Source organism: Amycolatopsis sp. lyj-84, from assembly GCF_046549075.1.
In the GTDB taxonomy this organism is placed as follows: domain Bacteria; phylum Actinomycetota; class Actinomycetes; order Mycobacteriales; family Pseudonocardiaceae; genus Amycolatopsis.
The window spans coordinates 391496-416823 of record NZ_JAJPWO010000004.1; the positions used below are offsets into that span (position 1 = coordinate 391496).

Consider the following 25328-nt stretch of genomic DNA (forward strand, 5'->3'; position numbering starts at 1 on the left):
AGTTTTCTGCCGCAACTTTCCTTGCCGGAACGGCAAGCTGCATCGACCTTCGCGCAGGTGGCGTGCTTGTTCGCCGCCAGTGACAGCCACACTCGAAACCCCGACACAGCCAGGTGAACCCACGATCCGCGACGACGGAGCACTGATCTGGCCACAACGTCGTGCCCGTGCGGCCAGGCGGACTACCGACGATGCTGGGGTCACTGGTGACCGGCTAGCGACCGTGGGCGTCGAGCCGGCTCAGTGCGGTGCTGAGGAATGCATCCCGCCGTTGCCCGAGAACGCCCGCATCGAGGTCTGGCCTGCCCTGGTCGCGGACCGCCGGAACGCAGAACGCCATGTCGGCCAGGGTGCCTGACGCCGCCACGACGTCCCAGTAGGCGACCCTCTCGGCTCGTCGGCCGGCAGCACGCTGCCAGCCCTCCAGCACCTGCTCGGCGGCGGGGAGCCCGAACATCAACGCCGCGTCGAAGCGCGCCCCACCGAGGTCGATTCCCGGCGATCCGGCACCGGCGCAGTCCCAATCGACCAAGCCGGTGCAGCGGTCACCGGACCACAGGGTATTCCCGAACCACAGGTCACCGTGCACGAAGACAGTCGGGCCCGCGGGTACCGGGAGCTGGTTCAGACATTCTTCCGCAGCCGTCAGCAACGCAGTGGTGCCCTTTTCCCGGCGTTGAGCCGCGAAGTCCACATCCGCGATCGAGCGGGCCCGCAGCGGCAGAGCAGCCCGGGGCACCAGCGGGACCGCCTGCAGTGCGGCCGCTGTGGCCCCCAGGCCCTGCAGCCGCTCGGCAGAGGCGACCGACGGGATCCGGCTGTGCCCGGGCAGCACGGTGGTCAGCACAGCCAGGACGCCCGCCGCGGAACCGTCGAGATCTGTGGCGATCAGCCTGGCCGCGGGCAACTGGTGTTCACCGGCGACTCGCAGTGCCGCGGTCTCGGTCGCGAACCGCTGGCAGTGCTCGGGATCAGCGGGGTCCCCGAGTCGCAGCACGGCCGCCTCGACGCGACCGGCCGGTTCGAACCTCAGCAACCACGGATTGGCTCCCTCTCGCAAGCCGGCCACCGTGGCCACTCGAGCGCCGCCTCCCACCGCCTCAGTCACCCAGCGCAGGGCCTTCTCGGACAACTCCGGCACCGAAATCACCGCCCCGTGACATCCTGAATATCGAGCGACCTGCTACGTCGACCCCGCCGACGCGAACCTCGGATCACTTGTTCGGGACCCGCGGTTTCCCCGCCACGCAACTGTCCACGAAGTACCCCCCATGCAGCGAGATCCAATCCGGTGTGGCGCTGTACGGCTCATCCCACGGCGCGCCACCCTCGGTGAAGCGGCTGTAGTTGTTCAAACACTCGTCTGGCGTGGGAAGCTTGTACTCGGCAAGCAGTGCGAAGTGCGCCTCGGCGCCTCGCTCACCTGCCCTGCGCAGCTCCTCCACTTTCTGTTCTTCGCTCATCATCGAGCACGACGACACCGGCAACACCAGCACACCGGCCGACACGGCAGCCACCGCACGCCCCCACCTCGTTGTCACACACACAAGTCAAGCAGCACACGTTCGTACGCCGAGCGCGGCGGGCACATGCGTGTTCCCGCACGGCTTACTCGGATGGCCGGCCACGTTCGAGCAGCCGGCTCAGTTCGTCTGCGAGGGCGATCGATGCCTCGATCTCGACCCTGCGGATGGACACGCTTTCGACGAGGAAGCCGAACGGCATGCCGAGCTTGCGGCAGAAGGCGACCAAGTCCCGCGCGGTCGCCACACAGTGTTCGTACGATTCGGCCAGCGTGTCGTCCGCGTGGCGCAGGGAGTTCTCGAGCCAGCGCGGGACATCGACGCCGAGCCACTTGAGGAACGACAGCGTCTTCATCGACCCGCAGACCGAGAGAGTGAAGAGGACGGGCTTGGGCGTGAGTCGCCTCTCGAGGCAGGCGTAGAAGTAGTCCGAAACCATGCTCTTCGCCGCGTCAGCGTTGTAGACGACCTGCGAGATGAAGTACGAACATCCCGCCTCCTGCTTGGCGATCAGCCGCAGGTGCTCCTCGGGGCGCTCGGTGATGGCGACGCCGCCGAGCAGCATGTCCGGACGGATGTCCCGGCGCAGGTCCTGCGCCTCGGACAAGCTGGTCAGCACCGGCTTGTCCGTCGAGGACGCACCGACGAAGACACCGTGCACGCGCTCCGGATCCGCGGTCCGCAGCCAGGTCCGCAGTTCGGCCTCGGCGTACTTGCCGACACACCGGTAGACGATCGCGGGGCGGTTCCACCCGTCGAAGTATTCCGAATGGTAGACGGCGGGATCCATGGTCGGCAGGTAGGGAAACGGCCGCTCCGCCGGATTGCGGTCACTTTCGTCGTCGATGTCGTAGAGCGCCAGACCGTCCACATCGAGAGCGGCCAAGCGTCCCAGGGTGGCCGCGGTGATCTCCCGGATCCGCTCCGGAGCGGTGCTCAGGCGGGGCGGCGTGATGCCGAACAGGAGAATGCCGCTCTCGGCGCCGGTCACCAGCGCCCGGAAAGCCGTGCTGTCGCTGTGGTCCACCATGACGCGGAAGTTAGCAGTTCGCCCGCCGGGCGGTAGGCGCGCGTCGGCGGCATCAGCGAAGCTCAGGCAAGAGCGGTGACCAGCAGGGCGAAGGCGGCGATGATGACGGCGACGCGGATGTAGTGGAAGCGGTCCCAGCGGTTCATCTGCTGCTTCCAGTCGGCGGGCCGGTTCTCGGCGGTCCACGTCTTGCCCCGGTTGTTGATCGGGACGAGCAGCAGGAGCGACATGACCACGCTCACGATCAGCAGCGCGCCGGCGGCGACGACGAGTCCTGCTCCGGGGTGCCGCCATCCGGCGATCGCCCAGACCGCGACGAGGATGAGCGAACCGATGTACCAGACCGGCATGACGGCGCCGAGCATCCGGCCCCCGTGGGCACGGCCGCGCACCAAGCTGTCATCGGGAAGGGCGTTGAGGATCGGGTTGATGACGAACGCGACGGAAAACTCCACGCCCACCATCAGGCCGACGATCACGGTGGTGACGATCTCAAGTGCCGTGAACATGACTCTCTCTCCTGAAATCTAGCGTTGCTAGGACGAGAGGAACGTTAGCCTAGCGACGCTAGATTGTCTAGCAACGCTAGGTCTTCGTTGTCGAGTCTCCTGTTCGTCGGCGTGGAAGCCGGGTACGAGGAGCGGGGGCACCGGATTCCGGTGCCCCCGCTCGTGTTCTGTCCCTTGCCCGTCAGACGGTGCTCAGGTGGCGTCCGGCGTTGTTCCAGCCGTCGGCGTGGACATCGGCGTCGCCGCCGTCGCCTGCCGGGCCGGAGTTCCCGCCGGTGGTGGTGCTGTGGTTGACAGCGTCACCGGTCGCACCGGTGTCCCCGGTCGAACCGGAGTCGCCCGAGGTGACCGTGATGTTCGAGCGGTCACCTTCGTGCTTCCAGCCACCGTGGTGACGGCCCTGGTCCTGGCCCCGGGTGGCCTCGACGGCGGTGTTGCCGCCGGTCGAGCCCGAGTTCCCGGAGTCACCGGAGTCACCGGTGACGGCGTTGTTCCCGCTGGTGGCGTTCCCGGCATCGCCGGAGTCACCACCGTTGCCGCCCTTGGCATTTCCGAAGACAACTCCGAGGACACCGGTCTTGCCACCCTGATGGTGACGCGACTTGTGCCCACCATCGTGGTTCATCGCGGAATTGCGACCCGACGTGAGGACCGCGGCGTCGCCGCCGTGACCCGCCGGACCGGAGTCGCCGCCGACGGTGGCACTGTGGTTCACCGCGTCCCCGGTCGCACCGGTGGCGCCGGTGCTGCCCGAGTCACCCGAGGTGACCGTCGTGCTCGAGTGGTCACCTTCGTGCTTCGAGCCGTGGTGCTTCCAGCCACCGTGGCCGAAGTCCCGGCCTCCGATCGTCCCCGTCAGCGCGGTGTTGCCACCGGTCGAGCCGGAGTTGCCCGAGTCGCCGGAGTTGCCGCTGACGGCGTTGTTCTTGCTGGAGGCGTTTCCGGCATCGCCGGAGTCACCACCGTTGCCGCCCTTCGCGGTCCCGGTCACGATGCCGAGCACACCGGTGTCACCGTTTCCGTGGCGACGGTTCCAGCCACCGTTGTTCGTGGCGGAGTTCTGGCCGGACACGGCGGTGGTGGCGTCGCCACCGTTGCCTGCCGGACCGGAGTTGCCGCCGGTGGTGGTGCTGGAGTTGTGCGCGTCACCGGTGGCGCCGGTGCCGCCGGTGTCTCCGGAGTCGCCCGAGGTCACCGTGGTCTCGCACCGGGCGAGCACGCAGAGCCCGTAGGCGCTGTTCCCGCCGGTCGAGCCCGAGTTGCCCGAGTCACCGGAGTTTCCACTGACGGCGTTGTTCTTGCTGGAGGCGTTTCCGGCATCGCCGGAGTCACCACCGTTGCCGCCCTTCGCGGTCCCGGTCACCGTGCCGAGCACACCGGTCTTTCCGCCGCGGGCGCCCCGCGAGTCCGCGGTGTCGTGACCGTTCGAACCGGCGGTGGCGTCGCCGCCCTTGCCCGCGGAACCGGAGTTGCCCCCGGTGGTGTCACTGGTGTTGGCGGCGTTTCCGGTCGCACCGGTGGATCCGGTGTTGCCGGAGTCGCCCGAGGACACCGAAGTCGAGCAACTGGCCAGCACACAGATCCCGTAGGCGCTGTTGTGCCCGGTCGAGCCCGAATTCCCGGAGTCACCGGACTTTCCGCTGACGGCGTTGTTCTTGCTGAAGGCGTTCCCGGCCTTGCCGGAGTCGCCTCCGTTGCCACCGTGGGCGGTCGCCGACGAGGTGCCGGCCACCACCGAGTGCACTGTGTCACCGAGCCCGCCGAGCGGGTTCGAATTCCCGGTGTCCGCGCTCGCCACCGCGGTGCCCAGCAGGACGAACCCGCCGGACAGCACTGCGGCGGTCAATCCGCGTCGCACGTACTTGTGCATGACTTCCCTTTCCTTACCTTCTGTCCAATGTGGAGTTGAGGGTGGAAAGGGTTCGTCAACTGGGATGGTCGTGGCCGTACTCGTCCGGCCACGGGACGGATCTCCGGTCGTCCGGTGGTGCTCGCCACGCCCGATCCGTTCCGGGCATGCCCGTACCGGTCTCGGTCACCGCGTACTCACCGCCGTGCGATCCGCCCGAACTCGCCGACATCGAACCACCGACGCCGACGGAACTCGGCCCGCCCGGCAAGACGGGGCCACCACTGGGCGGGCCAGGAACCTTGACCACAGACGCTTCACCGGGATGAGTCGTCTCCGGAGAAACCGGCCGTTCGCGCCCTGGAACCGACTGTCCGCGCTCTGCGGCGCTGGCCCAGGCCGAATCCGCACCCCAGACAAGTCCACTGTGGACTTCGATTGCGGGCGCGGGTGCCGAACCCGCGCTGACGTCGCTGCGCGACGCCGACTCGGCTACAGCCGGCTGCTCCGACCTGGACGGTTCACCGTCCAGAGCCGTGACCAGCCGTTCCGCTCCCACCGCGTGGGCAACCGGTTCGGTGACCGGAGCCAGCGAATCGAGCACTGGCCGTGCGACCGGCCCGGCAACCCTCGCGACCGGTCGTACCACCTGCGACAACACCGGCTCGACCGGCTTTGTCACCTGCTCCACCACGGGCGCCACCTCCGACGCCACCCGATGAACGGGTTTCGCAACCGATTCGAGGAGCGGCATCGCGGATTTGGTACCCGCGCCCACGACGTCACCGAGCAGACCTGGGCCGCCGGGTTCCGGAGACCGGTCCGACGCGTTCGCCGTCCCGGACAACAGGATCGCCAGGAGAGCGAGACCGAACAACGCGCCTATCACCACGAGCACTTGCCTCAGGACAATGATGTCGTCACCGGGCAGGGCTCGCGACTGGGAAGTATTCATCCATTTCACCCCCCTTCCTGGTCGGAACTTCACCTGTCATGGGGTTTTCGTTCCGAGGGGTGTCACCAGATTGGGGGATGAACAACCTTTTTTAATTGCTGCGCAAGGGTTTTCTACCGCCAGGTAGCGGGTACGCTGCTGAATTCTTCAGCGTTTCGGCACACTTTTCCACGAAGAGGCATCGCGAGGCAGCGCAGAGTGACCAGGGAACGGCGGGCCGCCACACAGTGAAAGCAAGGTTGCCGTTCAGGAGCGTCGCCGACGAGGATTTCGTCGCGGCCACAAGCCGGTCAGGGTGTGCGGACGTGTGCCTGAATGGCGGCGGCGATATCGGACAGGGCCAGCACATCGCGAACCAGACCGGTGGCGATCGCGGCGCCGGGCATGCCGAAACTTTCGGACGAGGCTTCGTTCTGGGCGAACACCGTACCTCCGCAGTGAGAGATGGCACGGACCCCGGCCTGGGCGTCGGTGCCGCTTCCGGTAAGCACCACGGCCAGCGCACGGGGGCCACAGGTAACAGCGAGGGTGGCCAGCAGGAGGTCGGCCGACGGGCGGGCCGGAGGCAGAGCTCCGGTGTCGAGCAGCCCGATCCGCGCATCGGGGGTCACCAGCAGATGTCGTGCCGCGGGGGCCACGAGCACCGTGCCGGGAATCAGCTCGTCGCCATCGACGGCGTGCTGCACACGTAACGCCGTCCGATTCCGGAGGATGTCAGTCAAGTGGCTGGTCCGATCGGGGCTCAGATGCTGCGCGACGATCACGGCGGCGGGCAGATCGGCCGAGAGTGGGCCAAGGACCCGGGTGAGGGCGTCGATCCCGCCAATGGAGGTCACCAGCGCGATGACCGGGAACCGCAACGCGTAAGGATCAGCTGTGCCCATCGCCCATCATCCTCACCTGTCAGGCGGGTTGGAAGATCATCGCGAGGGCCGCGTCCGGCTACGCGAGCTCGACGAGGGTCGGGTCCTCGACGAGGACGGCGGCCAGGTCGCGGATCTTGCGGTTCGTGCGTTGTGAGAGATCGATGATCCAGGCGAAGGCCTCGTCGGCGTCGACTTCGCGTCGGGCCATCACGATGCCTTTGGCCGTGGCGATGACGTCGCGGGTGGTCAGCGCAGTCTGTAGGTTTTCGGCCAGGATCGCGGCACGTTCCCAGCGGCGCGCGGTCAGCACGACCGCGGAGACCGCGCCGGTGAACATGGTGACGAGCGCGGCTTCGACCGGGTCGAACGCCCCCTGCTGATCGCTCCAGACGTTCACCGCGCCCGCCATGGTGGCGACGGAATCCACTGAAGACGCCGTGGACCCGGCGTCGGGCAGCACCAGCGCACACGCCAGGACAGTCACGATTCCGGCCGAGGCGGCGGCGTCGGCGAACTCTGGCCACCGGCGCGTGGCTTCGGGGGCGTCGGCACGGACGGTGGTCACGGTGCGCAGGGCGTGCAGGCAAGGCCCGTCGTCGGCGTCGTACTGGGCACGGTCGAGATCCATGATGCGTTCGTCGGTGGTGGCGATCGTGCGCGGCCGGCCGTTCTCGATCAGCGTCACCGACGCGGCGGTGGCGTCGGGCACCAACGAGACCACCCACATGCAGACTCGCTGGAGCACGGCGGGTACGGATTCGTTGGTGGTGAGGGTCTCGGTCAGCTCCCGCAACGCGGTCGCCGTGTCATCGGTCTGCGTCATGATCCCTCCCTGTCCCGCAACTCGGCGGCGTGGTGATCCGTCCTACGGCAGTGAGCTTCGACGGGGTTGCGGGTGCTTCAAGATCGCGGTCAGGTCCGCGGTGCCCCCTGCGACGGCGTGGGCGAGTTCGGTGAGCCGGTGGTGGTGAGTGCGGGCATAGCCGCGTAGCCGGGTGAAGGCCTCGTCCATCGAGACCTGACCGTGCTCGGCGAGCACACCCTTGGCCTGTTCGATCACGACACGGCTGTCCAGCGCGGTTTGCAACTGCCCGGTGAGCTGGTCCCCGCGTTCGATGCTGCGCTGCTGCAGGATGCCGATGGTGGCGACGTCGGCCAGGGCCTGCCCGAGTTCGATGTCGTCGCGATCCGGGCCGCCGATACCGGTGTCCAAGAGCGTCATGACGCCGACGACCTGGTCTCGCAGCCGCATCGGCAGGGCATGGGCGGCGCGGAACCCGCACTCCGCGGCCGCGGCGGTGAACCTCGGCCAGCGGTGTGCCTCGGCAGACAGGTCCGCGCTGGACACCGGGGCGCCGCTGCGGACGCAGTCGATGCACGGCCCGTCATCGGTCTGCACCGCGAACAGCCCCAGCAACTCGGCTCGCTGCGAGGAGGTGGCCGCGACCTGCAAGCCCCCGTTGGAATCGAGCAGGATCACTCCGGCCGCGGAAACACCGAGCAGGTCGACGCATTGCTCGGTGAGCATGCTCAGGAAGTCGGCGATGTCGAAGTCGGCCACGAGGGTGTCGGCGAGGCTGACGAACGTGCGGGACACCTGTCGCTCCCGGTCATGCGACGTTTGCTGCACCGAGTCCGGGGTCTGGGACATGAGCTGCGCTCCTCTGTCTTTTCACGGGGTCACGACCGGGAGACATCGGTCGGGGCGGTCAGCAGGGTGTGCGGATCCAGGGCCATGGTCGCCACATCTCGCGCGATATCGGACAACCGGCGGCGGTGCGCGTGGGCGTAGCCGCGCAGCGCGAGGTACGCCTGGTGCATGTCCAACCCGCCGGCTTCGGCCAGAACACCCTTGGCCTGCTCGACGACGGTGCGGTGATGCAAGGCCGCTTGCAACTGCTCGGACACGATCTCGTCGTGCCGGATCGCGCGATGCTGCAGGATCCCGATGGTGGCGATGTCGGCGAGCGACTGTCCCAAGGCGACACTGGTGTCGTCGATGGCTACCGGTTTGGTGCCCAGCAGCGTCAAGGCGCCGATGACGTCGTCACGGAGCCGCATCGGCACCGCACACGCCGCACGGAAGCCCGCGTTGACCGCCGCCGGCGCGAAATCGGGCCATCGTTCGAGGTCGGCGGAGAGATCGGCAGAGGCCACCATCACGCCGCTGTCAACGCAGTCCAGACAAGGGCCCTGCTGGGTTTGCGCGGCGAAGACCTCGATCAGCTCGGCCTGTTCGGACGACCCGGCCGTGGGCCGCCATCCGCCTCGCTGATCGGACAGGATCACCGCGGCGGCGTCGACGTTGAGCAAGTCGACGGCCCGTTCGGTGAGCAGACCGAGGAAATCGAGCACATCGAAGTCCGCGACCAATGTGTCCGCCAACGACACGAACGTGTCGGCGACTTTTTGCTCCCGGTCGGTGGTCATCTCGTGGGACTCTCCCTCAGTGGGCATTGTTGCCGTCCTCGGTATCGGTGAAGCGCAGGGAACGCTCGACGACCTGTTGGGCGACATCGGCCAGGGGAACGCCGTGGGTGAAGGCATAGCCGCGGAGTCGCATCAACGCCACCTCCGTGGTCGAACCCAGCTGGACCTGCACCATCCCCGCTGCCTGATGCACCTGGACGTGCGGATCCGCCAGCCAGCTCACATCGTCGACGCTGTGACCGTCCAGGTCGTCCACGACCCCTTGGGTGGCCAGGTCGCTCAGGATCAGCGCGTCGGCCAGTTCGACCCGGGTGAGGGGGCCGGCCGTGTCGCGATAGAGATCCAGCGATCCCAGCCGCGCCACCCCGACCTGCAACGGGAAGGAGAACACCGCCGCCGCGCCCAGCTCGCACGCGGCGGGCGTGAACGCGGGCCACCGCGCCAGCTCCGCCGCCAGATCGGCGACCAGCACGGGTCCGCCGGTCGCGAAGGCGTCCAGGCACGGCCCTTCTCCGACAGTGAGCTGTAGATCTTCCAGCCCGGCGCTCACCGGATTCGTCGCATGCACCAGACCACGGCTCTGACGCCTGTCGCCATTGCCGTTTCCAGTGGGCATCTCGGCCAGCACGGTCGCCCCAGCGCCGGTGACGGACAACTCCACCACACAACGACCGCACGCCAGGCTCACCACCGAAGCAGGCTTGGCGGCACGGTCGGCGGCCAGCAGCGCTTGCAGCCGCTGACGCCGGTTCTCCACCATCGGTCCTCCCTGGCGCTAGACCCTGTGGATACCCGGAGCGTACGGCTCTCACACCCACGCGGCCGTTCGGAGGCTTCTCGCAAAAGGACCACCGAACCCAGCCGGTTCCCGCCAAGGCTTCAAGCCGCGTCGGCGGGGTACTCGGGCTCTGCCACCCCCGAAACAGGAGGACACCGTGATCGAGGTCAGCCGCATCATCGATGTACCACCGGACGTCGTCTTCGTCGTGCTCGCCGACGGCTGGCAATACGCGGGCTGGGTGGTCGGCAGTTCCCATATCCGTGACGTCGACGAGGACTGGCCCGCCGTCGGGTCGCGGATCCATCACAGCGTCGGGCCGTGGCCACTGCACATCCAGGACGTCACCGTGGTGAAGGCCGTCGAACCCGGCACGTTCCTTTCGCTCGAGGCCAGGGGCTGGCCATTGGGCGCCGCGGAGGTCAGGCTCACCCTTCTCCCTCATGGCGAAGGCAAGACCGAGGTCCGGATGGCGGAGGAGGTCACTCGAGGTCCTGGCAAGTTCCTGCCGGAGGCGGTCCAGGCGCTCGTCGCCAAGCCCCGCAACACCGAAGCCCTCGCGCGGCTGGCCGATCTGGTGACCGGGAAGCACGCGAACCGGAAGGCCGCTCAGTCGTAGACCGCCCGGTTCGCGGCGCGGATCACCGCCGCATAGCCACCGCCGAGCCGACCGGCCCGCGCCAGCGCGGCGCGGGCCGCGTTGGCTCCGGGGCCGCCGTGGACCGCACCTCCCGGATGGGCGGCGGATCCCGCCAGGAACAGGCGGTCCACCGGGGTGTCCGCGCGGCCGAGGCCCGGGACCGGGCGGAAGAACAACTGCTGGTGGATGGCCGTGGTGCCGCCGTTGATCGCGCCACCCACCAGGCCGGGATCGTGGCCTGCCAGTTCGAGCGGCCCCTGCACGTACCGGCCCTGGATCAGGTCGAGGAAGCCTGGCGCATTCGCCTCGACCGTCTTCTCGATCCTCGCGACCTGCCGGTCCAGTGCCTTCCGGTTTTCCATGACCCCGCGTGGCACGTGGGTGTACGCCCACGCGGCTTCGGTGCCCGGAGGTGACCGGTCCGGGTCGCTCGTCGTCATCTGCCCGAACAACAGGAACGGATTGCGCGGGCTCCGGCCGCGAACGAGGTCGCCGCCGAACACCGACAGGCCGTCCAGGTCGGTGCCGAGGTGGATCGTTCCCGCTCCGCGAGCGCCCTCGGCCTTCCACGGAACGGGGCCGGACAGCGCCCAGTCCACCTTCACCGTGGCGCTGTCCCACTGGAACCGGCCGAGATCCTCCAGCAGCCGGGACGGAAGCCATTCCGGAGCGACCATCTCGCCGTACAACGTCGGCGCCGGTACATCCGCGAGGACGGCCTTGCGTGCCCGGATCGGATCCCCCGCGCTGTCGCGCACCCCCATCGCACGCCCGCCCGCGACCAGTACTTCCGTGACAGGACAACGACATCGGACCTCGCCGCCACGAGCGACCAGCCGCCGCACCAGTGTCGCGGTCAGTTCTCCCGCTCCGCCGGCCGGCACCGGAAATCCGGCGTCCTGGCCGATCATCGCGAGCAGCCAGCCGAATACGGCGCTGCCCGCGTTGTCGACGGAAAGGTCGCTGTGCGCGGCGTTCCCGGCCAGCAGCAACCGTGCCCCCTCGCCCTCGAAGAGTTCTTCCCCGAAACGGCGCGCGGGCAACGTGAGCATCCGGGCCAGGCGCAGCGCGTCGGCGGTCCCCGTGTGCCGCAGCAGCCGCAGAGCCGGGCGCACCGGCGGGAACGGCGTGAACAAGGCGTCGAGCAACGGTTCGCGAATGTCCTGCCACTGCGCGAAAAGCCGCTTCCAGGCGGCGCCGTCTCCCGACGCGAACTCGTCGGCCGACGCCGCCGTTCGCTCGATGTCCCGTGAGAGCACCGCGCATCTGTTGTCGGGCAGCACGTGCGCGAGGACTTCGGGAGCGTGCCGCCACCGCAGGCCTTGCTCCTCCAGATTCAGCCCCCGGATCACCGGCGACACCGCGGTGAGCGGGAAGAAGGCGCTGCAGAGGTCGTTGCGGAAGCCCGGCTCGGTGACTTCTTCGGTCCGCACCGCGCCGCCCGGCTTGTCCGCCTGTTCCAGCACCAGGACCGACCAGCCCTCGTCGGCCAGCAGGTTCGCCGCGACCAGGCCGTTGTGGCCGGCGCCGATGACGACCGCGTCGAAGACTTCCGTGCTCATCCGAGCCTCTCGATCATCAGGTTGTCAGGATTGCGATTGGTGGCTGGGCCTCAACCGGGCGAGCGAACGGAGCCGGGGCAGAAGTCCGTCACCCCGCGGCGGGGTGAGCGGCGGGCTCGCCGCGCCCTCGCCCGATCGGAGTCCGGCGACCAGTTCGGCGATCACGCTCGCGGCGTCGTGGCGGGGTTTCCATCCCAGCGCGGTCTCGGCGAGCGTGGTGTCCACGAGCGGCGCGTTGTCGGCGAGATCCAGCCAGCCGGGGTGCAGGGGCAAGGCACCGGTCCGCCAAGCGGCGAAGGCGGCCAGACGGACGACCGAGCGCGGTGCCGGGACACGGATCCCGCCGAGCAGACCGGCCAGCGCGTCGGCGCCGAGCACTTCGGGCGCGGCCAGATTGACCGCTCCGGTGAAACGGCTCGCGAGTACCAGGCGGATGGCTTCGGCGACATCGGCGCTGTGCACCGCCTGCGCCCGCAAATCCGTCCACAGTGGAATCGGGAGCCACCGCCCGCCCACGATGCCCGCGGGAACGGCCGGACCGAGCAGCCAGCGCTCGAACTCCCCCGCCGCGCGCCGCTGCAGGATCGCGCACGGACGCAACCGCGCCATTTTGATGTCGGGGTGATTCTCCTCGAACCGGTCGAGCAGGCTCTCGAGTGCGGCCTTGCCACGGCTGTAGGCGCTGGTCGCGATTCCGTCGCACGGCCAGTCCTCGGTCACCTTGCTCCACCGCGGGGCCGGCCCGTAGGCGGCGACCGACGACAGGACGACCAGCCGCGGCACCCCGGCCGCCACCGCGGCAAGTACGTTGCGGGTGCCGTGGTCGTTCGTCCGCCACATCGGCGGCTCGTCGCGTCCCGGCGAGATCGCCCAGGCGAGATGAACGACCGCGTCCGCGCCTTGCACCACATCCGCCAGCTTCGCTCGGCCGACGTCATCCCCGAGGTCCGCCGCGCACCAGCTCGCCGCGCGGTACGGCTCGGCCGTGGTGTCGGGAAGTCTCCGCACCACCCCGATCACCTCGTCGTCACCGGACTCGAAGGTGTGGAGCAGCGCCGTCCCGACATTACCGGTAGCGCCGGTGATCACAATCCGCACAAGGGGGGCTTACCCGGCCGGATGGGGATGAAACCTCGCTCTTCCGGCCGTCCGCGACGTTTGCCTGCTGATCACCGGGGTATTCGGGTCCATCAGGTTCGCCCCAGCCCCGGCGGCACGAGTCCGTCCAAGTGGGGAGCGGCCATGACGATCGAGACCGGCGATCCGACCACTCGCGAGGCAGTGCGCGTCGAACCCGGCGCCGGAATGACACGGGCCTTGGACTGGTACCTGGCCACCGGATACGACATCGAGAGCGCCCGCGACGGCTGGGTTCTGTTGCGTGGCCCGCGCGGCCGTCTTGTTCTGACCGTCGGACGGCCACGGACTTCTTGAGCCAGGCGACCGGTCGTGGTGGAGACCATGAACGACGGCTGCCCTGCCCACCACCGGGGAAAAACGCGATATCCATTCGAGCGCAGACGAAGTTTCGCCATTCTGTGTGAGCGGCCGCCTCTGGGGTATCCGGCCGATGTTCGCTCCGATATCCGTTTCTTTCTTGGAGGTCACCGATGTTCCGCCATAGTCAATTGCTCCAATTCGAAGCCAAACCCGAAAAGCCGGACGCACTCTATGCCCGGAAGCTGCAAGAACTCATCGGCGGCGCTTATGGTGAGATGACCGTGACGATGCAGTATCTGTTCCAAGGCTGGAACTGCCGGGTCGAAGGCAAGTACAAGGACCTGATCATGGACACGGCGACCGAGGAGATCGGGCATGTCGAAATGCTCGCCACCATGGTCGCCCGGCTGCTGGAAGGGGCGCCCGCCACCGAGATGGCCGAGGCCGCCAAGGATCCGATGACCGCGGCGATCCTCGGCGGGATGGATCCGCAACAAGCGATCGTCGCCGGTGGCGGCGCGATGCTCGGCAACAGCCAAGGCGTGCCGTGGAGCGGCGGTTACATCGTGGCGAGCGGGAATCTACTGGCCGACTTCCGGGCCAACGCCGCCGCCGAGGCACAGGGAAGGCTGCAGACGGCCCGTCTGTACAACATGACCGACGATCCCGGTGTGAAGGCGATGTTGCGATTCAACCTCGCTCGCGACACCGTGCACCAGAAACAATGGCTCGCCGCCATCGAAGAACTGGAAGCCGACGGCCTCGAAGGCGACATCGCGCCCACCGCGCTGTTCGACGAGGAGGACCAGGAGCACAACAACACCGTTTGGCACCTCTCCGACGGACCCGCCGGTGCCAAGGCGAACTGGAGTTTCCGCGGTGAGGAGATCGAATACCTGATCGATCCCCAACCGCTCGGAGGTCCCGGAACCGCGCCCAAGCCCGATCCCGCGCTGTACGGGACCTACGCGCCGGTGCAAGACGCGGTCGGAACGATGAAGGGCAAAGCCAAGTCGGCGAAGAACAAGATCACCAAGAATTCCAAGAACTGATCACAACGCGACGGGCCCCTCACAGAGAGAGGCCCGTCGCGGCACGACCGGCGACGGGCTCAGGTCCAGCCCTGCTGATGTTCTCCCGCCTGCCGGTCTGTTTCGGCGGCGGCCCGCTGCGTCAGCGTGGCGACGGCCTCGACCAAGACGCGTTGCACGTTCTGCCCGCCTTCACGTCCGGTGTGGAAACGTATCGAGACCTCGCACTGACCCGCGCCGCGCTCTTCGACGCTCAGCCCGCCGTGGTCATCACCTTCACGGGTGAACCCCAGCGCAGGGTCTTCGCGTGCCGATCGGCTCGTAGCCACGCCTCGCCCTCGGCCTCCACCGGGACTTTGACGCCACTTACGCTGAATGCTTCGGTCAGCTGAGCCAGGTTTTCGGGATCGGCGAGGTACGCGAACAACTCGTCCGCCGGAAGCATGACACCGGCGGTGTGCTCGAAGGACGGCATTGCCGTCATCTCCTTCCAAGGAATACGGCGAACTTCCAGAAAGCAGGCGCGCGGCCGGTTTCCCTTCGAGAATGGCCCCTCACGAAGGGAAACCGGCCGCTCTGCGGCGACGGGCCTCCGGAGCGGAGCCCGTCGCGGCCTTCGGTTCCGCGAAAGCGGAAATCAGCTCGGCTGCTGGGGTGCGCGATCGACGTCACCGCGCCAGGAACCGGTCGCGTGACCGTCCCGGTTCTCGATGAACGTCTTGAAGCGGTCCAGGTCGCTTTGGACGCGGCGGTCGATGATGCCGAGCTTGTCGGCGACGTTCTCCACGAATCCCTCGGGATCGATGTCCATTTGCACCGTGACGCGCGTACGGACGTCATCGATGCGATGGACGGTCACCACGCCGGCGTGATTGGGACCTGAGGCAGACTGCCAGGCGACCCGCTCGTCGGGGTGCTGCTCCGTGATCGTCGCGTCGAATTCACGGGTCACGCCGCCGATACTGGTCGTCCAGTGCGTATGCGTGTCGTCGATCTGCTCGATCCGCTCGACGCCTTCCATGAACCGGGGGAAGTCGGAGAACTGGGTCCACTGGTTGTACACCGCCGGAACGGTGGCCTCGACGTCGACGGACTTGATGATGGCGCTCACGGCGACAACTCCTTGAAGTGGTGGTTCGATTTGCGGCACCTGAGTGCACGGGCAATTCCTGGCTACCCGCCCAGCGCAAAGGCAAACCGATCCCTATTCGAGCGAACCGGCCGCCGGGCGATGGCGCGTCGTTTCGATCCCGGCGGGCCGGGTATGCGCCGAAGGACAGGAGAGGAAGGTGCCCCCGATGTCCACCCGGCCCACGGTCAACCCATCATTGTGGTCGCAAGACGTTCCGGCCACGACGTCCGAAGCGCTTTCCGGCAGGCACACCAGCCACGTGGTCGTCATCGGAGGCGGGATCGCCGGGCTCACCACCGCCCTCCTGCTCCTGCGTCGCGGCTTCGAAGTCGCACTCGTCGAGGCCGAAACCGTCGGTAGCGGGGCGAGCGGCAACAACACCGCGAAGGTGACCGCGCTGCAATCCACTAGGTATTCGACCTTGACCAGGTCTCACAGCGCCGCGACCGTGGCCGCCTACGCGTCGGCCGCCACGGCCGGTGTGGAACTCCTGTCCACATTGGCCGAACCGCTCGACTGCGACGTGCGGCGCGCTCCGGCGGCGACCTTCGCCCTGACCGAGGCCGAACGCGACATCGTCCGCTCCGAAGCGGACGCGGCGAAGAAGGCCGGACTTGCGGTGGAGTGGGCCGAGGAGTTGGACCTGCCCTTCCCCACCTACGGCGCCGTCCGCCTGCACGATCAACTCGTCCTGCATCCGGTGAAGTACCTACGGGGGCTCGCGGCCGCGTTCGTCGCGGAGGGCGGGCGGTTGTTCGAACACAGCAGGGTGCTGAGCGTGTCCAACACCATGCCGTTCGAAGCCCGGACCGCCGGTGGAATCGTCCGGGCCGAGCATCTCGTGGTGGCGACCCATTATCCGATCCTGGATCGCGGCCTGTTCTTCGCCCGGCTCGACGCCGAAAGGTCTTATTGCGTCGCGATGCGCCTGCACGGCGAGTCCCTGCCTGAAGACTTGTCGATCAGCGCGGGAAGTCCTTCGTATTCCTTCGGCCGCCACGGTGAACACCTCGTCCTCGGCGGCCAGAGTCATCCGGTCGGAGACCGCGGCATCGACTTCGAGCGCTATACCGCCCTCACCGACTTCGCCCAGAAGTACTTCGACGTCGCCGAAGTAGTCCACCGCTGGTCAGCGCAGGATCCGCACGCCTACGACGGCTTACCCATGGTCGGCTCCTATCTGCCGGGCGCTTTGCGACTGTGGGTCGCGACAGGATTCGCCAAATGGGGCCTCGCCATGGCCACGATCGGCGCCGAGGTCCTCGCCGATCGCATCAGCGGCGCCGGAAATCCGCACGCCGCCCTCTTCTCCCCCCATCGGCTCAGTCTCCGGAACGTTCCCGCGCTGGTTCGGCAGAACACGAAGACCGCCAAAGACCTCGTCGGAGACCGGCTGTCTCCTGTGGACGAACACGACACCGCCGAGGTCCCGATCGACGAGGCACGGGTCCGCCGTGACGGAGCCGGCAAGAAGGGCGTGTACCGGGACCAGGCGGGCGCCCTGCACGCGGTCTCGTTGCGGTGCACCCACCTAGGTTGCCTTCTGCGCTTCAACGGAGCCGAACGCAGCTGGGACTGCCCCTGTCACGGCTCTCGATTCGACGTCGACGGCGCGGTGCTCGAAGGACCTGCCGTCGAGCCACTCCCCCGGCGCGATCCCTGACGCACCGCTCAGTGAGGCTCCGGCCAGTGCCCGTGTACGCGTTCACGCGCGGGCTCCGGCCGGTGCACGGTGCCCACCGTGGGCTCCGAGCGTCCGCGGCTGAGCGCGGCCAGCCGGAACAGAGGGCCGACCAGCCTGTCGTAGAGCAGCGGCAGGAGCCGGAATCCGGCGATGACAATCGGATTCCCCGGCCCGACCGGCACGGACACGTGTCTGCGGGGCCGGTCGGCCAGCCGGACGATCGCCGCGGCCACCCGTTCCGGGGCGAGGACCGGCCACGGCGGCCGGACGATCCGGCCGGAGTAGTTGGCGGCCTGGTAGTAGATCGGGGTGTTGATACTTCCGGGACTCACGATGCAGACGTGGACCCCGGGTTCGTCCCGCGTTTCTTGCTGCAGGGTGCGCAGCACGGCGCGCTGTCCCCATTTCGACGCCGCGTAGGCACCCATCTGCGGGACGGTGACCGAGCCGAGCAGCGAGTTGACCCCGATGAACGTGCCCGTGCGTTGTCTGCGCAGCACCGGGAGAACCGCGCGGCTCAAGTGGACGGTGCCGTGTACCGCGGTGTCGACGACGGCGGTGAACACGTCCGCCGGCATCGCCTCGACAGTGCCGTAGGCCATCACCGTCGCGGTGTGCACGACGACGTCGATGCACCCGTGCCGGTCCAGCGTCCGCGCGACGATCCGCCCGGCGGCCGCCGGATCGCCGATGTCTTCGACAACGGCGTCCACTTCACCGCTTCCCGCGTCCCGGCAAGCCGTTTCCGCGGCTTTGAGGGCGTCGGCGCTGCGCGAGACCAGCACCAGGTCGTCATCGAGGGCGGCGAACGCGATCGACGCCGCCAGCCCGATCCCGCTGCTGGCACCGACGACGAGCACGACCCGGCCGGTCAAGGGTTGAGCACCACCTTGACGCAGCCGTCGAGCTTGTCCCGGAACATCTCGTAGCCGCTCGCGGCATCGGCGAGGGGAAGGTGATGCGTGGTGAGGTCCAGCGCTCCGAGCGGGTCGGCCGGGTCGAGCAACAGCGGCAGGATCTCGTCGGTCCAGTTCCGCACGTGGGCCTGGCCCATGCGCAGGTGAATGCCCCGGTCGAACATCTCCATCATCGGCATCGCGTCGAGTTCGCCGCCGTAGACACCGGAGATCGACGCCGTCCCGCCTCGTCGCACCCCCTTCACGGCCGCGTGCAGAGCGCCGAGCCGGTCGACGGCCAGCTTGTCGGTCACCTTCTGGGCGAGCGCGTCCGGGAGGAGACCCATGGCCTTCTGCGCGGCCGCGACGAGTCGTCCGCCGTGGGCTTCCATCCCGACGGCGTCGATGGTGGCGTCCGGACCGCGGCCGTCGACCAGGTCGATCAACGCGGCGGCCACGTCGTCGACGTGATCGAGGTTGACGGGTTCGGCCCCGTACCGCGCGGCGAGCGCGAGCCGTTCGGGCACCCGGTCGACCCCGATGATCCGGCCGGCCCCGAGGTGGGCGGCGATGCGGACGGCGAACTGCCCGACCGGACCGAGGCCGAGGACCGCCACCGTTCCGCCGGATGGCACGTCGGCGTAGCGGACGGCCTGCCAAGCGGTCGGCAGGATGTCGGACAGGAACAGGAACCGCTCGTCCGGAGTGCCCTCCGGGACGACGATCGGCCCGAACTGGGCCTGCGGTACGCGGAGGTACTCGGCCTGTCCACCCGGGACGGAGCCGTAGAGGGAGGTGTACCCGAAGAGGCTCGCGCCTTTGCCCTGATCGCGGACCTGAGTCGTTTCGCACTGTGCGAAGAGGCCGCGGCCGCACATCCAGCAATGACCGCACGAGATATTGAACGGCACCACCACGCGGTCCCCCACCGACAGATGACCGGCGGCGTCGGAACCCACTTCTTCGACGATGCCCATCGCCTCGTGACCGAGTACGTCACCCGGCTTGAGGTACGGGCCCAGCACACCGTAGAGGTGCAGGTCCGAGCCACAGATCGCGGTCGAGGTGACCTTGATGATCGCGTCGGTCGGTTCTTCGATGCGCGGATCCGGCACCTCGGTGACCTGAACCTTTTCATTTCCTTGCCATGTCAACGCTTTGATGTCGACTCCCGGGTTCGTGATTCCAGGCGACCCCGGACGAGGCCGGCTACGGACGGCATACCCTCGCCCGCCGGCGCCAAACAGGCTGTCGCGTCTGCGATCAGGCTGTCACCGATTCGCGCTGACGGCTGAGGGCCGCTGCTCGTTCAGCGACCGTCAGGCCGCCCCAGACGCCGTAAGGCTCCCGTACTGCCAAGGCATGCGCACGACACGACCGGATCACCGGGCAACGGGAACAGACCGCCTTGGCGCGGCTGTCGCGGCGATCCACGGCCTGACCGCGTTCGTATTCCGGATGAAAGAAGATCTCGCTGTCGAGCTCGCGGCACGCGGCGTCCATCTGCCAATCCCAAATCGTCGTGATCGGGCGGGGCAACCGGCTCACATCGACCATGACGACCCACGAAAGAACAAGGAAATTCTTGGCGCGACGAAACCTCGCGAAGACGAATGCATATCGACCGGCCTCCTCGAGGCACAGCTTTCCCGGGCGAGTGCCGCCATGGACCGGGGCGGTGGCGTAAGCCGGACCGGACACGGCCGCCCATCGGCGCGCCGCGTGCCGAGATCAACAGCTCGACCAATCACAGCGTTGCACAAGCGATTCACTACGACAAGAGGTGCGATGTGTGAGATCACCGCTCAGGGGTATCCGCCCGTCAATCGATGCCAGAACGGTGTAAAACCGCGGCAAGGACGGTATCCCTTTCCGGCACCTCGATGAAACAGCACAACGATCCTGAGCCCGCCCCCACCGGTTCGGAATCCGACGACAGACGGGATCATTGATGTTCACGGTGACCGAGTCCGCCATTGAGGCGATCACCAAGCTGGTGCAGGCAGGGAAGGTCCAGTCCGAGGGAGGCCTGCGCCTGTCTCTGGACGGCCTTCCCGAAAACGGGGCGAAGATGGACGCCGAGGTCGCCGCCCGGCCGTCCCCGGGTGACGACATCGTCGCGACCGCGGACACCCAGGTTTTTCTCGCCCGCGACACCAGGGTCCGTCTTACCGACAAAGTCCTCGATGTCCGCAAAGACGTCAACGGACACTACACGTTCCTCATCACGTCAGAGCTCTGAGTCGACCGACTCCGACCGCTTCAGCGCGAGGAGAAGAATTCTCTACGGAGGGAAGATCATGACCCGCACTTCGTCACCCACCACCACCGCTCGCGCACCGAGCCAGCTGATCGCCGCTGTGGTCGGGGTCGTGTTCCTGGTAGTCGGGATCGGAGGATTCATTCCTGGCCTGACAACCGACTTCGACCAACTTTCCTTCGCGGGCCATGAATCGATGGCGATGCTCCTGGGACTGTTCATGGTTTCGGTGCTGCACAACATCGTGCACCTGCTCTTCGGCGTCGCAGGCCTGCTCCTGGCGAGGACACCGCGCCGGGCGTTCCAGTACTTGATCGTCGGTGGGTCGATCTATCTGCTTCTCTGGATTTACGGTCTTGTCATCGACCACGACTCTGCCGCGAACTTCGTGCCGGTCAACACCGCGGACAACTGGCTGCACCTCGGCCTGGGCGTCGGCATGATCGCACTCGGCGCCCTCACTGCCGCGGCCTCGCGCTCGCATTCCTCGGCACGCGGTGTCTGATCCGCGGCGGACCATCGGCTCCACTCATCGGCGCGACGATCCGCGCCGATGGGTGGGGACCCTGCGGCAGACCCGGCTGCCGGCCGGAATTGCGCGGTCACTCGCCCGATCGCGGTGCCCGGGCGATGTCGGAATCGTGGACGGGTCAGTGCCGCGCCATTTCTCGCACCGCGTCCGCTAGCCGCGGATAGACCGGCATCCGCACATCGACGGCGAACAGCCGCAAAATCCGCAGCACCGATGACCTGGCGGTGACCAGACCGATCCGACGGCGCTCGGCTCGCGCTCGGGCGGAGGCGGTCTCGAGCACGCGCAGCCCCGCGGCGCCGAGGAACGTGACCCCGGCCAGGTCGATCACGGTACTGGCGGGCAAAGGCTGGTTCAAATTCCGTTGCAGCAACGGGGAGGTGATCACGTCCAGCTCGCCGGACACGGCGAAGATCAGCAGGTCGGCGGAGTAAGCGTGCTCGACGACTTGCGTCGGCCGGAATACGACGGGCTGAGCGTAGAAGCCGAGGCGATCACCGGAGGTCGAGGCCGCGAGAACCCTGGCGGCTTGTTCATGATCGAGTCGCGCCGATTGCTGAAATGGAGAGGTCATGAGGATCTCCCGGGAAAGCGGGACGACACGGAACCTCCGGACGGGACGTGCACGGCATGCAACGGCCTCGCGGTAGCGCGTCGCCAAGCCGCACGGCGCGAGAGCGCGGACAGTGCGGCGGCGGACATTGGCGTCAATCACGCGAAGCTGGGTCTGGAACCCCACGCACCCTCATCATAACCCCGTTGGGGGCTTCTCACAGTGCCCACACCAGGGGTTTCTGAATATTGAATCGATCGTGCATCGTTTTCCGGTGAGCCTTGGACCACCAAGCGCTGCTCGACCGGCACGACGGGTTTAACGACTGATCACCGGGGTATCCAGTGAAGACAAGGGCTGCCCCAGTCCCAGGCGGTGTAGATCTGCCCGTCCATTTGGGAGCGGCCTGGTGACCGACACCGACAATCCGGCACTCTGTCAGATACTGCTGCAGCGAGCAGGGCACGGCGATACCGCCGCCTTCGCGGAACTGTACGACCGCACCTCTCACAGCGTCTTCAGGCTCGTTCGCAGCATCCTGACCGACGCGAGCGCGGCCGAAGACGCCACCCGAGAGGTGTACCTGCGACTGTGGCGCACAGCGCCCCGCTACGATCCCGACCAGGGCGAACCATTCACCCTCTTGATGACCATGGCACGCACCTACGCGCGCGACCAGGCCGGAAACACCACGCCCCGTGACGGGGCATCAGAACCACCACCGCGCCCCGCCTCCACCGAGTGCGCCGCCGGACTCGTCGAGCAGTGGGCGTGCAGTCACCTGCTGACCAAGGTTCCCCTCGAGGCCCGCGAGGCCCTCGTCCTGGTGTACGCCCGCGGTCGGACGCCGGCAGAAGTCGCCGAGCAGATCGGCATCCCGGTGGCCACGGTGATCACTCGGCTGCACGATGCCTTCTCGGCTTTGCGCCAGCAGGGCTGCGACCACCCTGATACCGCTTCGCCCCAGGCCGCTACGCCGAATCAGTCTCGACAGCGAGAGGACGCGCGGTGACCGCCGAGGCGCTGATGTCACTGGCATCACCCACAGAGGATCAGGACGGCCTCCATCGGCCGGCGGCCGGAGACTAGAACAGGTCGAAGGCCCTCACGATGAAGAAGCCGCCCACGCCCAGGACGACGACTCCGATGACGATGATCGTGATGATCGCCGGCAGCCGGGACGGAATCGGTTGTGGGTGGGACAGACCCGACGTCTGTCCGGCGTCCGGCGGGGTGTCCCCGGGCTGAACGGAGCCGCCTGGCTCCAGGCCGGGAACGTCTTGTGGTTCTGGTCCGGGTGCAGTCATGATTCTCGATTCTTCTCAGTGGTCGGTTCCGGCCGGTCAAGAGCGCGGGATGGATCTCGAGTGGTGGCTCGTCTGGCGAAGGTCTGGACAGTGTCGTCGGCACACAGCCACTCGAGGAGTGTCGTGTACACGAGGTCGTCGCGGAGAAGGGCGAAGTGATTGAGCCCGCCGAGCCAGACGATCTCGGCGTCCTCCGTCAGTTCCTCGGACAGAACGGGCGTCACGAGCAGATCGCCGATCAGACGACCCCACGTGCTTCCTTCCCGCCGTGACAACGTGGCTGACACGAAGAGGCGGCGGATTCCTGGTGAGGGCGAGGGGTCGGCTCTCGAGGACAGGTGCGGTTCGGTGGCCCATTGCCGACGGTGCACGTAGCCGTGCGCGAGGTCCTGAATGCCGTTGCTGCGCAGAGCGAACAGTTTCGTCAGAGGAGCGGTCAACGTTGTTTTGCCGAACAGCGCCGTCAACTGCGCGACGCGCCGTTCCAACGGCGCGCCGCTGTGTGGTGTACCCAGGCACACCAGCCGAGTCACGACGGACAGCCACGACACGTTCCGTTCCTGTGCCTGATACAGGGCGCTTCGTGCCACGAGGCCCCCCATCGAATGTCCGATCAGGACGATATCGGCGACGGGAACCGGCCACGCGGCCACCAGTCTGGAGAGCAACGCGACCAACTCGGCCCCGCTCTCCGAGACGTGGCGCCCGGAGTTGTAACGCACGTACACCGGGCTACTGCCGAAGTCACCCGCCAGGCGGGCTCCGAAGTCACCCTCGGGCGCGGACCCGCGAAACCAGCCGAGTTCGGTCTCGACCAAGCCATGCAAGAACACCACCACGCGACCTGTCGCCCGGGGGAAGGCCGCGGCGAGCGAACGCTCGTCGAGCCCAACCGGTCGCCGCCCGACGCGGACGGTCATCCCCTGGCGTGCCCCTCGCTCCAGTGTCGATGTCCCCCTGCCGAACAGGCCGTCGGCGACACCGACGAGGTGATGTCCGGTAGCCGATTCGAGCACCGAACTGGCCCAGTAGTCCCGTGTGAGCACGAGAGGCAGCCGAGAAGTCGCCAGAGCCAAAGCCGCCGTTCCGTTCAAGAAATCGTTCAGCGTCGAAATCGCCCTCTTCACCATCAGCTGGTCGCGCGGAGCGGCGCGCTGACGTCGCGCAGGTGCAGCAGGACATGCCGATAGGTCGTCATCAGCCCGCATTGGGCGTAGTCGATCTCGTGTGTGGCACAGAAGTCACGGACCAGAGGCTGCGCGCGGCGCAGGTTGACGCGCGGCATGCTGGGGAACAGGTGGTGCTCGATCTGGTAGTTCAGCCCGCCGAGTGCGAAGTCGACCCACGGGCCGCCGCGGACGTTGCGGCTGGTGAGTACCTGCTTGCGCAGGAAGTCGACCTTGGTCTTGTCGGTATAGGTGGGCATCCCCTTGTGCCCGGGCGCGAACGAGCAGCCCATGTAGACACCCCACAATCCTTGGTGGACCGCGATGAACGCGACCGCCACCGGCGGGGACATCACCAGGAACACCGCGCCGAGATAGATGCCGAGGTGCGCGACGAGGAGTACCGCTTCCAGCCGGCGGGCCTTCACGTCGCCGTGCCACACGGCCTGGATGCTCGCCCAGTGCAGGCTCAGCCCTTCCAACAACAGCAGCGGAAAGAACAGCGCTGCCTGATGTTTCGTGGTCCAGCGCACGAACCCGCTCTTCTCACCGGACTGCCGCCGGGTGAAGGCGAGCAGGGGGATGTCGATATCAGGATCGTCGTCTTCGTGGTTGGGGTTGGCGTGATGGCGGGTGTGTTTGCCCATCCACCAGCCGTAGCTGATGCCGACGATACCGCCGAAGGCATAGCCGATCCGGTCGTTGGCCCGCCCGGTGCGGAAGATCTGGTTGTGTCCCGCGTCGTGGCCGAGAAAAGCGATCTGGGCGAACATCACCGCGAAGAACACCGCCGAGGCGAGTTGCCACCACGAGTCCCCGAGCAGCACGAACGCCACACAGCCTCCGACCAGAGCCAGCAGTGTCAGGCTGATCTTCACGGCGTAGTAGCCATATCGGCGGTCGAGTAGACCTTCGCGCCGCACCAAGCGGGCGAGATCGGCGAAGTCGTTACGTGAGGCCGCGCGAGCCTCGCTGTCGAGGTGAGTCGGTAGCGTCACCGAAGGTGTGATCATGGCGTCCCTTCACCGAAGTCTTGCGGCGCCGGGGCTGGGGCGACCAGTACTACGATCCTTGAGTTCCCTGGGTGATCTGTGCTGAAACGAAAGTCAGGCAAGAAACACAACGGCCGACGCTCGGCCCTCGTGCCTGCCCCACGACAGTCACCGGACCGCTTGGCTCGCCGCC

Annotated in this window: 29 protein-coding genes; 7 read left to right on the forward strand and 22 right to left on the reverse strand. The window is 67.5% G+C overall.

The window, feature by feature from the left end; all coding sequences use genetic code 11:
• Window positions 1-214: 214 nt before the first annotated feature.
• The 11 genes from ACLJRM_RS16060 to ACLJRM_RS16110 form a co-directional block, all read right to left on the reverse strand.
• Complete coding sequence (locus ACLJRM_RS16060) at window positions 215-1069, reverse strand: aminoglycoside phosphotransferase family protein (RefSeq protein WP_410663407.1); 855 nt, start codon at window positions 1067-1069, stop codon at window positions 215-217.
• A 145-nt stretch (window positions 1070-1214) separates the two neighbouring features.
• A complete protein-coding gene (locus ACLJRM_RS16065) occupies window positions 1215-1517 on the reverse strand; it encodes a hypothetical protein (RefSeq protein ID WP_410663408.1) in 303 nt (100 codons plus the stop codon).
• Between the two features lie 91 nt (window positions 1518-1608).
• A complete protein-coding gene (locus ACLJRM_RS16070) occupies window positions 1609-2553 on the reverse strand; it encodes a methylenetetrahydrofolate reductase (RefSeq protein ID WP_410663409.1) in 945 nt (314 codons plus the stop codon).
• A 62-nt stretch (window positions 2554-2615) separates the two neighbouring features.
• The gene (locus ACLJRM_RS16075) at window positions 2616-3062 is read right to left on the reverse strand and encodes an anthrone oxygenase family protein (protein WP_410663410.1); all 447 of its coding nucleotides are present in this window, start codon (window positions 3060-3062) and stop codon (window positions 2616-2618) included.
• Window positions 3063-3243: 181 nt separating this feature from the next.
• Complete coding sequence (locus tag ACLJRM_RS16080; protein WP_410663411.1) at window positions 3244-4932, reverse strand: hypothetical protein; 1689 nt, start codon at window positions 4930-4932, stop codon at window positions 3244-3246.
• A gap of 55 nt (window positions 4933-4987) precedes the next feature.
• Entirely contained in the window at window positions 4988-5866 is an 879-nt protein-coding gene (locus ACLJRM_RS16085) for a hypothetical protein (RefSeq protein WP_410663412.1), read from the reverse strand.
• 290 nt (window positions 5867-6156) lie between these two features.
• Complete coding sequence (locus ACLJRM_RS16090; protein ID WP_101609194.1) at window positions 6157-6750, reverse strand: chemotaxis protein CheB; 594 nt, start codon at window positions 6748-6750, stop codon at window positions 6157-6159.
• Between the two features lie 58 nt (window positions 6751-6808).
• Window positions 6809-7555, reverse strand: coding sequence for an ANTAR domain-containing protein (locus tag ACLJRM_RS16095; RefSeq protein ID WP_101609195.1), 747 nt, complete (start codon window positions 7553-7555; stop codon window positions 6809-6811).
• A 42-nt stretch (window positions 7556-7597) separates the two neighbouring features.
• Window positions 7598-8383 carry a GAF and ANTAR domain-containing protein gene (locus ACLJRM_RS16100; RefSeq protein ID WP_101609196.1) on the reverse strand — a complete coding sequence of 262 codons (786 nt, stop codon included), beginning with the start codon at window positions 8381-8383 and terminating at the stop codon, window positions 7598-7600.
• A gap of 29 nt (window positions 8384-8412) precedes the next feature.
• On the reverse strand, window positions 8413-9189 hold the full coding sequence (locus ACLJRM_RS16105; protein ID WP_410663413.1) for a GAF and ANTAR domain-containing protein: 777 nt from the start codon (window positions 9187-9189) through the stop codon (window positions 8413-8415).
• Complete coding sequence (locus ACLJRM_RS16110) at window positions 9179-9922, reverse strand: GAF and ANTAR domain-containing protein (RefSeq protein ID WP_101609198.1); 744 nt, start codon at window positions 9920-9922, stop codon at window positions 9179-9181. Before ACLJRM_RS16110 ends, ACLJRM_RS16105 begins: the two co-directional genes overlap by 11 nt.
• 175 nt (window positions 9923-10097) lie before the next feature.
• Here ACLJRM_RS16110 and ACLJRM_RS16115 point away from each other — a divergent pair, with 175 nt between their 5' ends.
• Window positions 10098-10559 carry an SRPBCC family protein gene (locus ACLJRM_RS16115; RefSeq protein WP_410663414.1) on the forward strand — a complete coding sequence of 154 codons (462 nt, stop codon included), beginning with the start codon at window positions 10098-10100 and terminating at the stop codon, window positions 10557-10559.
• On the opposite strand, the gene ACLJRM_RS16120 is transcribed toward ACLJRM_RS16115, so the two are convergent.
• Window positions 10550-12142 carry a phytoene desaturase family protein gene (locus tag ACLJRM_RS16120; RefSeq protein WP_410663415.1) on the reverse strand — a complete coding sequence of 531 codons (1593 nt, stop codon included), beginning with the start codon at window positions 12140-12142 and terminating at the stop codon, window positions 10550-10552. The genes ACLJRM_RS16115 and ACLJRM_RS16120 overlap by 10 nt on opposite strands.
• Window positions 12143-12166: 24 nt before the next feature.
• Window positions 12167-13240 carry an NAD-dependent epimerase/dehydratase family protein gene (locus ACLJRM_RS16125; protein WP_410663416.1) on the reverse strand — a complete coding sequence of 358 codons (1074 nt, stop codon included), beginning with the start codon at window positions 13238-13240 and terminating at the stop codon, window positions 12167-12169.
• Window positions 13241-13384: 144 nt separating this feature from the next.
• Here ACLJRM_RS16125 and ACLJRM_RS16130 point away from each other — a divergent pair, with 144 nt between their 5' ends.
• On the forward strand, window positions 13385-13576 hold the full coding sequence (locus tag ACLJRM_RS16130) for a hypothetical protein (RefSeq protein ID WP_410663417.1): 192 nt from the start codon (window positions 13385-13387) through the stop codon (window positions 13574-13576).
• A gap of 176 nt (window positions 13577-13752) precedes the next feature.
• Window positions 13753-14634, forward strand: a complete 882-nt coding sequence (locus tag ACLJRM_RS16135) for a manganese catalase family protein (protein WP_101609203.1) — start codon at window positions 13753-13755, stop codon at window positions 14632-14634.
• Between the two features lie 232 nt (window positions 14635-14866).
• Here ACLJRM_RS16135 and ACLJRM_RS16140 read toward each other — a convergent pair whose 3' ends face one another.
• Both ACLJRM_RS16140 and ACLJRM_RS16145 read right to left on the reverse strand, forming a co-directional pair.
• Window positions 14867-15088 (reverse strand): hypothetical protein, encoded by a 222-nt coding sequence (locus tag ACLJRM_RS16140; protein ID WP_410663418.1) that lies wholly within the window; start codon window positions 15086-15088, stop codon window positions 14867-14869.
• Window positions 15089-15250: 162 nt separating this feature from the next.
• Window positions 15251-15724, reverse strand: a complete 474-nt coding sequence (locus ACLJRM_RS16145) for an SRPBCC family protein (RefSeq protein ID WP_101609205.1) — start codon at window positions 15722-15724, stop codon at window positions 15251-15253.
• Between the two features lie 187 nt (window positions 15725-15911).
• Here ACLJRM_RS16145 and ACLJRM_RS16150 point away from each other — a divergent pair, with 187 nt between their 5' ends.
• Window positions 15912-17408 (forward strand): FAD-dependent oxidoreductase, encoded by a 1497-nt coding sequence (locus tag ACLJRM_RS16150; protein WP_410663419.1) that lies wholly within the window; start codon window positions 15912-15914, stop codon window positions 17406-17408.
• A gap of 8 nt (window positions 17409-17416) precedes the next feature.
• Here ACLJRM_RS16150 and ACLJRM_RS16155 read toward each other — a convergent pair whose 3' ends face one another.
• The 3 genes from ACLJRM_RS16155 to ACLJRM_RS16165 form a co-directional block, all read right to left on the reverse strand.
• Window positions 17417-18304: an SDR family NAD(P)-dependent oxidoreductase gene (locus ACLJRM_RS16155; RefSeq protein ID WP_199193047.1), complete on the reverse strand. Its 888-nt coding sequence runs from the start codon at window positions 18302-18304 to the stop codon at window positions 17417-17419.
• Window positions 18301-19488, reverse strand: coding sequence for a zinc-dependent alcohol dehydrogenase (locus ACLJRM_RS16160; RefSeq protein ID WP_410663549.1), 1188 nt, complete (start codon window positions 19486-19488; stop codon window positions 18301-18303). The genes ACLJRM_RS16155 and ACLJRM_RS16160 overlap by 4 nt, the downstream gene beginning before the upstream one ends.
• A 100-nt stretch (window positions 19489-19588) precedes the next feature.
• Window positions 19589-19882: a WhiB family transcriptional regulator gene (locus ACLJRM_RS16165; protein ID WP_410663550.1), complete on the reverse strand. Its 294-nt coding sequence runs from the start codon at window positions 19880-19882 to the stop codon at window positions 19589-19591.
• A gap of 394 nt (window positions 19883-20276) precedes the next feature.
• Between ACLJRM_RS16165 and ACLJRM_RS16170 the strand changes: the two genes are divergently transcribed.
• Both ACLJRM_RS16170 and ACLJRM_RS16175 read left to right on the forward strand, forming a co-directional pair.
• The gene (locus tag ACLJRM_RS16170; RefSeq protein WP_101609209.1) at window positions 20277-20567 is read left to right on the forward strand and encodes an iron-sulfur cluster biosynthesis protein; all 291 of its coding nucleotides are present in this window, start codon (window positions 20277-20279) and stop codon (window positions 20565-20567) included.
• 58 nt (window positions 20568-20625) lie between these two features.
• Window positions 20626-21090, forward strand: coding sequence for a DUF4383 domain-containing protein (locus ACLJRM_RS16175; protein WP_101609210.1), 465 nt, complete (start codon window positions 20626-20628; stop codon window positions 21088-21090).
• Between the two features lie 145 nt (window positions 21091-21235).
• On the opposite strand, the gene ACLJRM_RS16180 is transcribed toward ACLJRM_RS16175, so the two are convergent.
• On the reverse strand, window positions 21236-21856 hold the full coding sequence (locus ACLJRM_RS16180) for an STAS domain-containing protein (RefSeq protein WP_146044357.1): 621 nt from the start codon (window positions 21854-21856) through the stop codon (window positions 21236-21238).
• Window positions 21857-22079: 223 nt separating this feature from the next.
• Between ACLJRM_RS16180 and ACLJRM_RS16185 the strand changes: the two genes are divergently transcribed.
• Complete coding sequence (locus tag ACLJRM_RS16185; RefSeq protein WP_158255773.1) at window positions 22080-22682, forward strand: sigma-70 family RNA polymerase sigma factor; 603 nt, start codon at window positions 22080-22082, stop codon at window positions 22680-22682.
• A gap of 73 nt (window positions 22683-22755) precedes the next feature.
• Here ACLJRM_RS16185 and ACLJRM_RS16190 read toward each other — a convergent pair whose 3' ends face one another.
• The 3 genes from ACLJRM_RS16190 to ACLJRM_RS16200 are packed head-to-tail and all read right to left on the reverse strand — an operon-like array spanning window position 22756 to window position 25141.
• On the reverse strand, window positions 22756-22977 hold the full coding sequence (locus ACLJRM_RS16190; protein ID WP_101609213.1) for a DUF6480 family protein: 222 nt from the start codon (window positions 22975-22977) through the stop codon (window positions 22756-22758).
• Window positions 22974-24107, reverse strand: a complete 1134-nt coding sequence (locus ACLJRM_RS16195; protein ID WP_410663420.1) for an esterase/lipase family protein — start codon at window positions 24105-24107, stop codon at window positions 22974-22976. Before ACLJRM_RS16195 ends, ACLJRM_RS16190 begins: the two co-directional genes overlap by 4 nt.
• Window positions 24107-25141, reverse strand: a complete 1035-nt coding sequence (locus ACLJRM_RS16200; protein WP_410663421.1) for a fatty acid desaturase family protein — start codon at window positions 25139-25141, stop codon at window positions 24107-24109. The genes ACLJRM_RS16195 and ACLJRM_RS16200 overlap by 1 nt, the downstream gene beginning before the upstream one ends.
• Window positions 25142-25328: the final 187 nt, after the last annotated feature.

Excerpts from the sequence above, each read along its gene's own strand:
- ACLJRM_RS16070 (WP_410663409.1), bottom strand. The coding sequence starts at position 2,553 with ATGGTGGACCACAGCGACAGCACGGCTTTCCGGGCGCTGGTGACCGGC.
- ACLJRM_RS16075 (WP_410663410.1), bottom strand. The coding sequence starts at position 3,062 with ATGTTCACGGCACTTGAGATCGTCACCACCGTGATCGTCGGCCTGATG.
- ACLJRM_RS16080 (WP_410663411.1), bottom strand. The coding sequence starts at position 4,932 with ATGCACAAGTACGTGCGACGCGGATTGACCGCCGCAGTGCTGTCCGGC.
- ACLJRM_RS16085 (WP_410663412.1), bottom strand. The coding sequence starts at position 5,866 with ATGAATACTTCCCAGTCGCGAGCCCTGCCCGGTGACGACATCATTGTC.
- ACLJRM_RS16090 (WP_101609194.1), bottom strand. The coding sequence starts at position 6,750 with ATGGGCACAGCTGATCCTTACGCGTTGCGGTTCCCGGTCATCGCGCTG.
- ACLJRM_RS16095 (WP_101609195.1), bottom strand. The coding sequence starts at position 7,555 with ATGACGCAGACCGATGACACGGCGACCGCGTTGCGGGAGCTGACCGAG.
- ACLJRM_RS16100 (WP_101609196.1), bottom strand. The coding sequence starts at position 8,383 with ATGTCCCAGACCCCGGACTCGGTGCAGCAAACGTCGCATGACCGGGAG.
- ACLJRM_RS16105 (WP_410663413.1), bottom strand. The coding sequence starts at position 9,189 with ATGCCCACTGAGGGAGAGTCCCACGAGATGACCACCGACCGGGAGCAA.
- ACLJRM_RS16110 (WP_101609198.1), bottom strand. The coding sequence starts at position 9,922 with ATGGTGGAGAACCGGCGTCAGCGGCTGCAAGCGCTGCTGGCCGCCGAC.
- ACLJRM_RS16120 (WP_410663415.1), bottom strand. The coding sequence starts at position 12,142 with ATGAGCACGGAAGTCTTCGACGCGGTCGTCATCGGCGCCGGCCACAAC.
- ACLJRM_RS16130 (WP_410663417.1), top strand. The coding sequence starts at position 13,385 with ATGACGATCGAGACCGGCGATCCGACCACTCGCGAGGCAGTGCGCGTC.
- ACLJRM_RS16135 (WP_101609203.1), top strand. The coding sequence starts at position 13,753 with ATGTTCCGCCATAGTCAATTGCTCCAATTCGAAGCCAAACCCGAAAAG.
- ACLJRM_RS16140 (WP_410663418.1), bottom strand. The coding sequence starts at position 15,088 with ATGCCGTCCTTCGAGCACACCGCCGGTGTCATGCTTCCGGCGGACGAG.
- ACLJRM_RS16150 (WP_410663419.1), top strand. The coding sequence starts at position 15,912 with ATGTCCACCCGGCCCACGGTCAACCCATCATTGTGGTCGCAAGACGTT.
- ACLJRM_RS16165 (WP_410663550.1), bottom strand. The coding sequence starts at position 19,882 with ATGGTCGATGTGAGCCGGTTGCCCCGCCCGATCACGACGATTTGGGAT.
- ACLJRM_RS16170 (WP_101609209.1), top strand. The coding sequence starts at position 20,277 with ATGTTCACGGTGACCGAGTCCGCCATTGAGGCGATCACCAAGCTGGTG.
- ACLJRM_RS16175 (WP_101609210.1), top strand. The coding sequence starts at position 20,626 with ATGACCCGCACTTCGTCACCCACCACCACCGCTCGCGCACCGAGCCAG.
- ACLJRM_RS16190 (WP_101609213.1), bottom strand. The coding sequence starts at position 22,977 with ATGACTGCACCCGGACCAGAACCACAAGACGTTCCCGGCCTGGAGCCA.
- ACLJRM_RS16195 (WP_410663420.1), bottom strand. The coding sequence starts at position 24,107 with ATGGTGAAGAGGGCGATTTCGACGCTGAACGATTTCTTGAACGGAACG.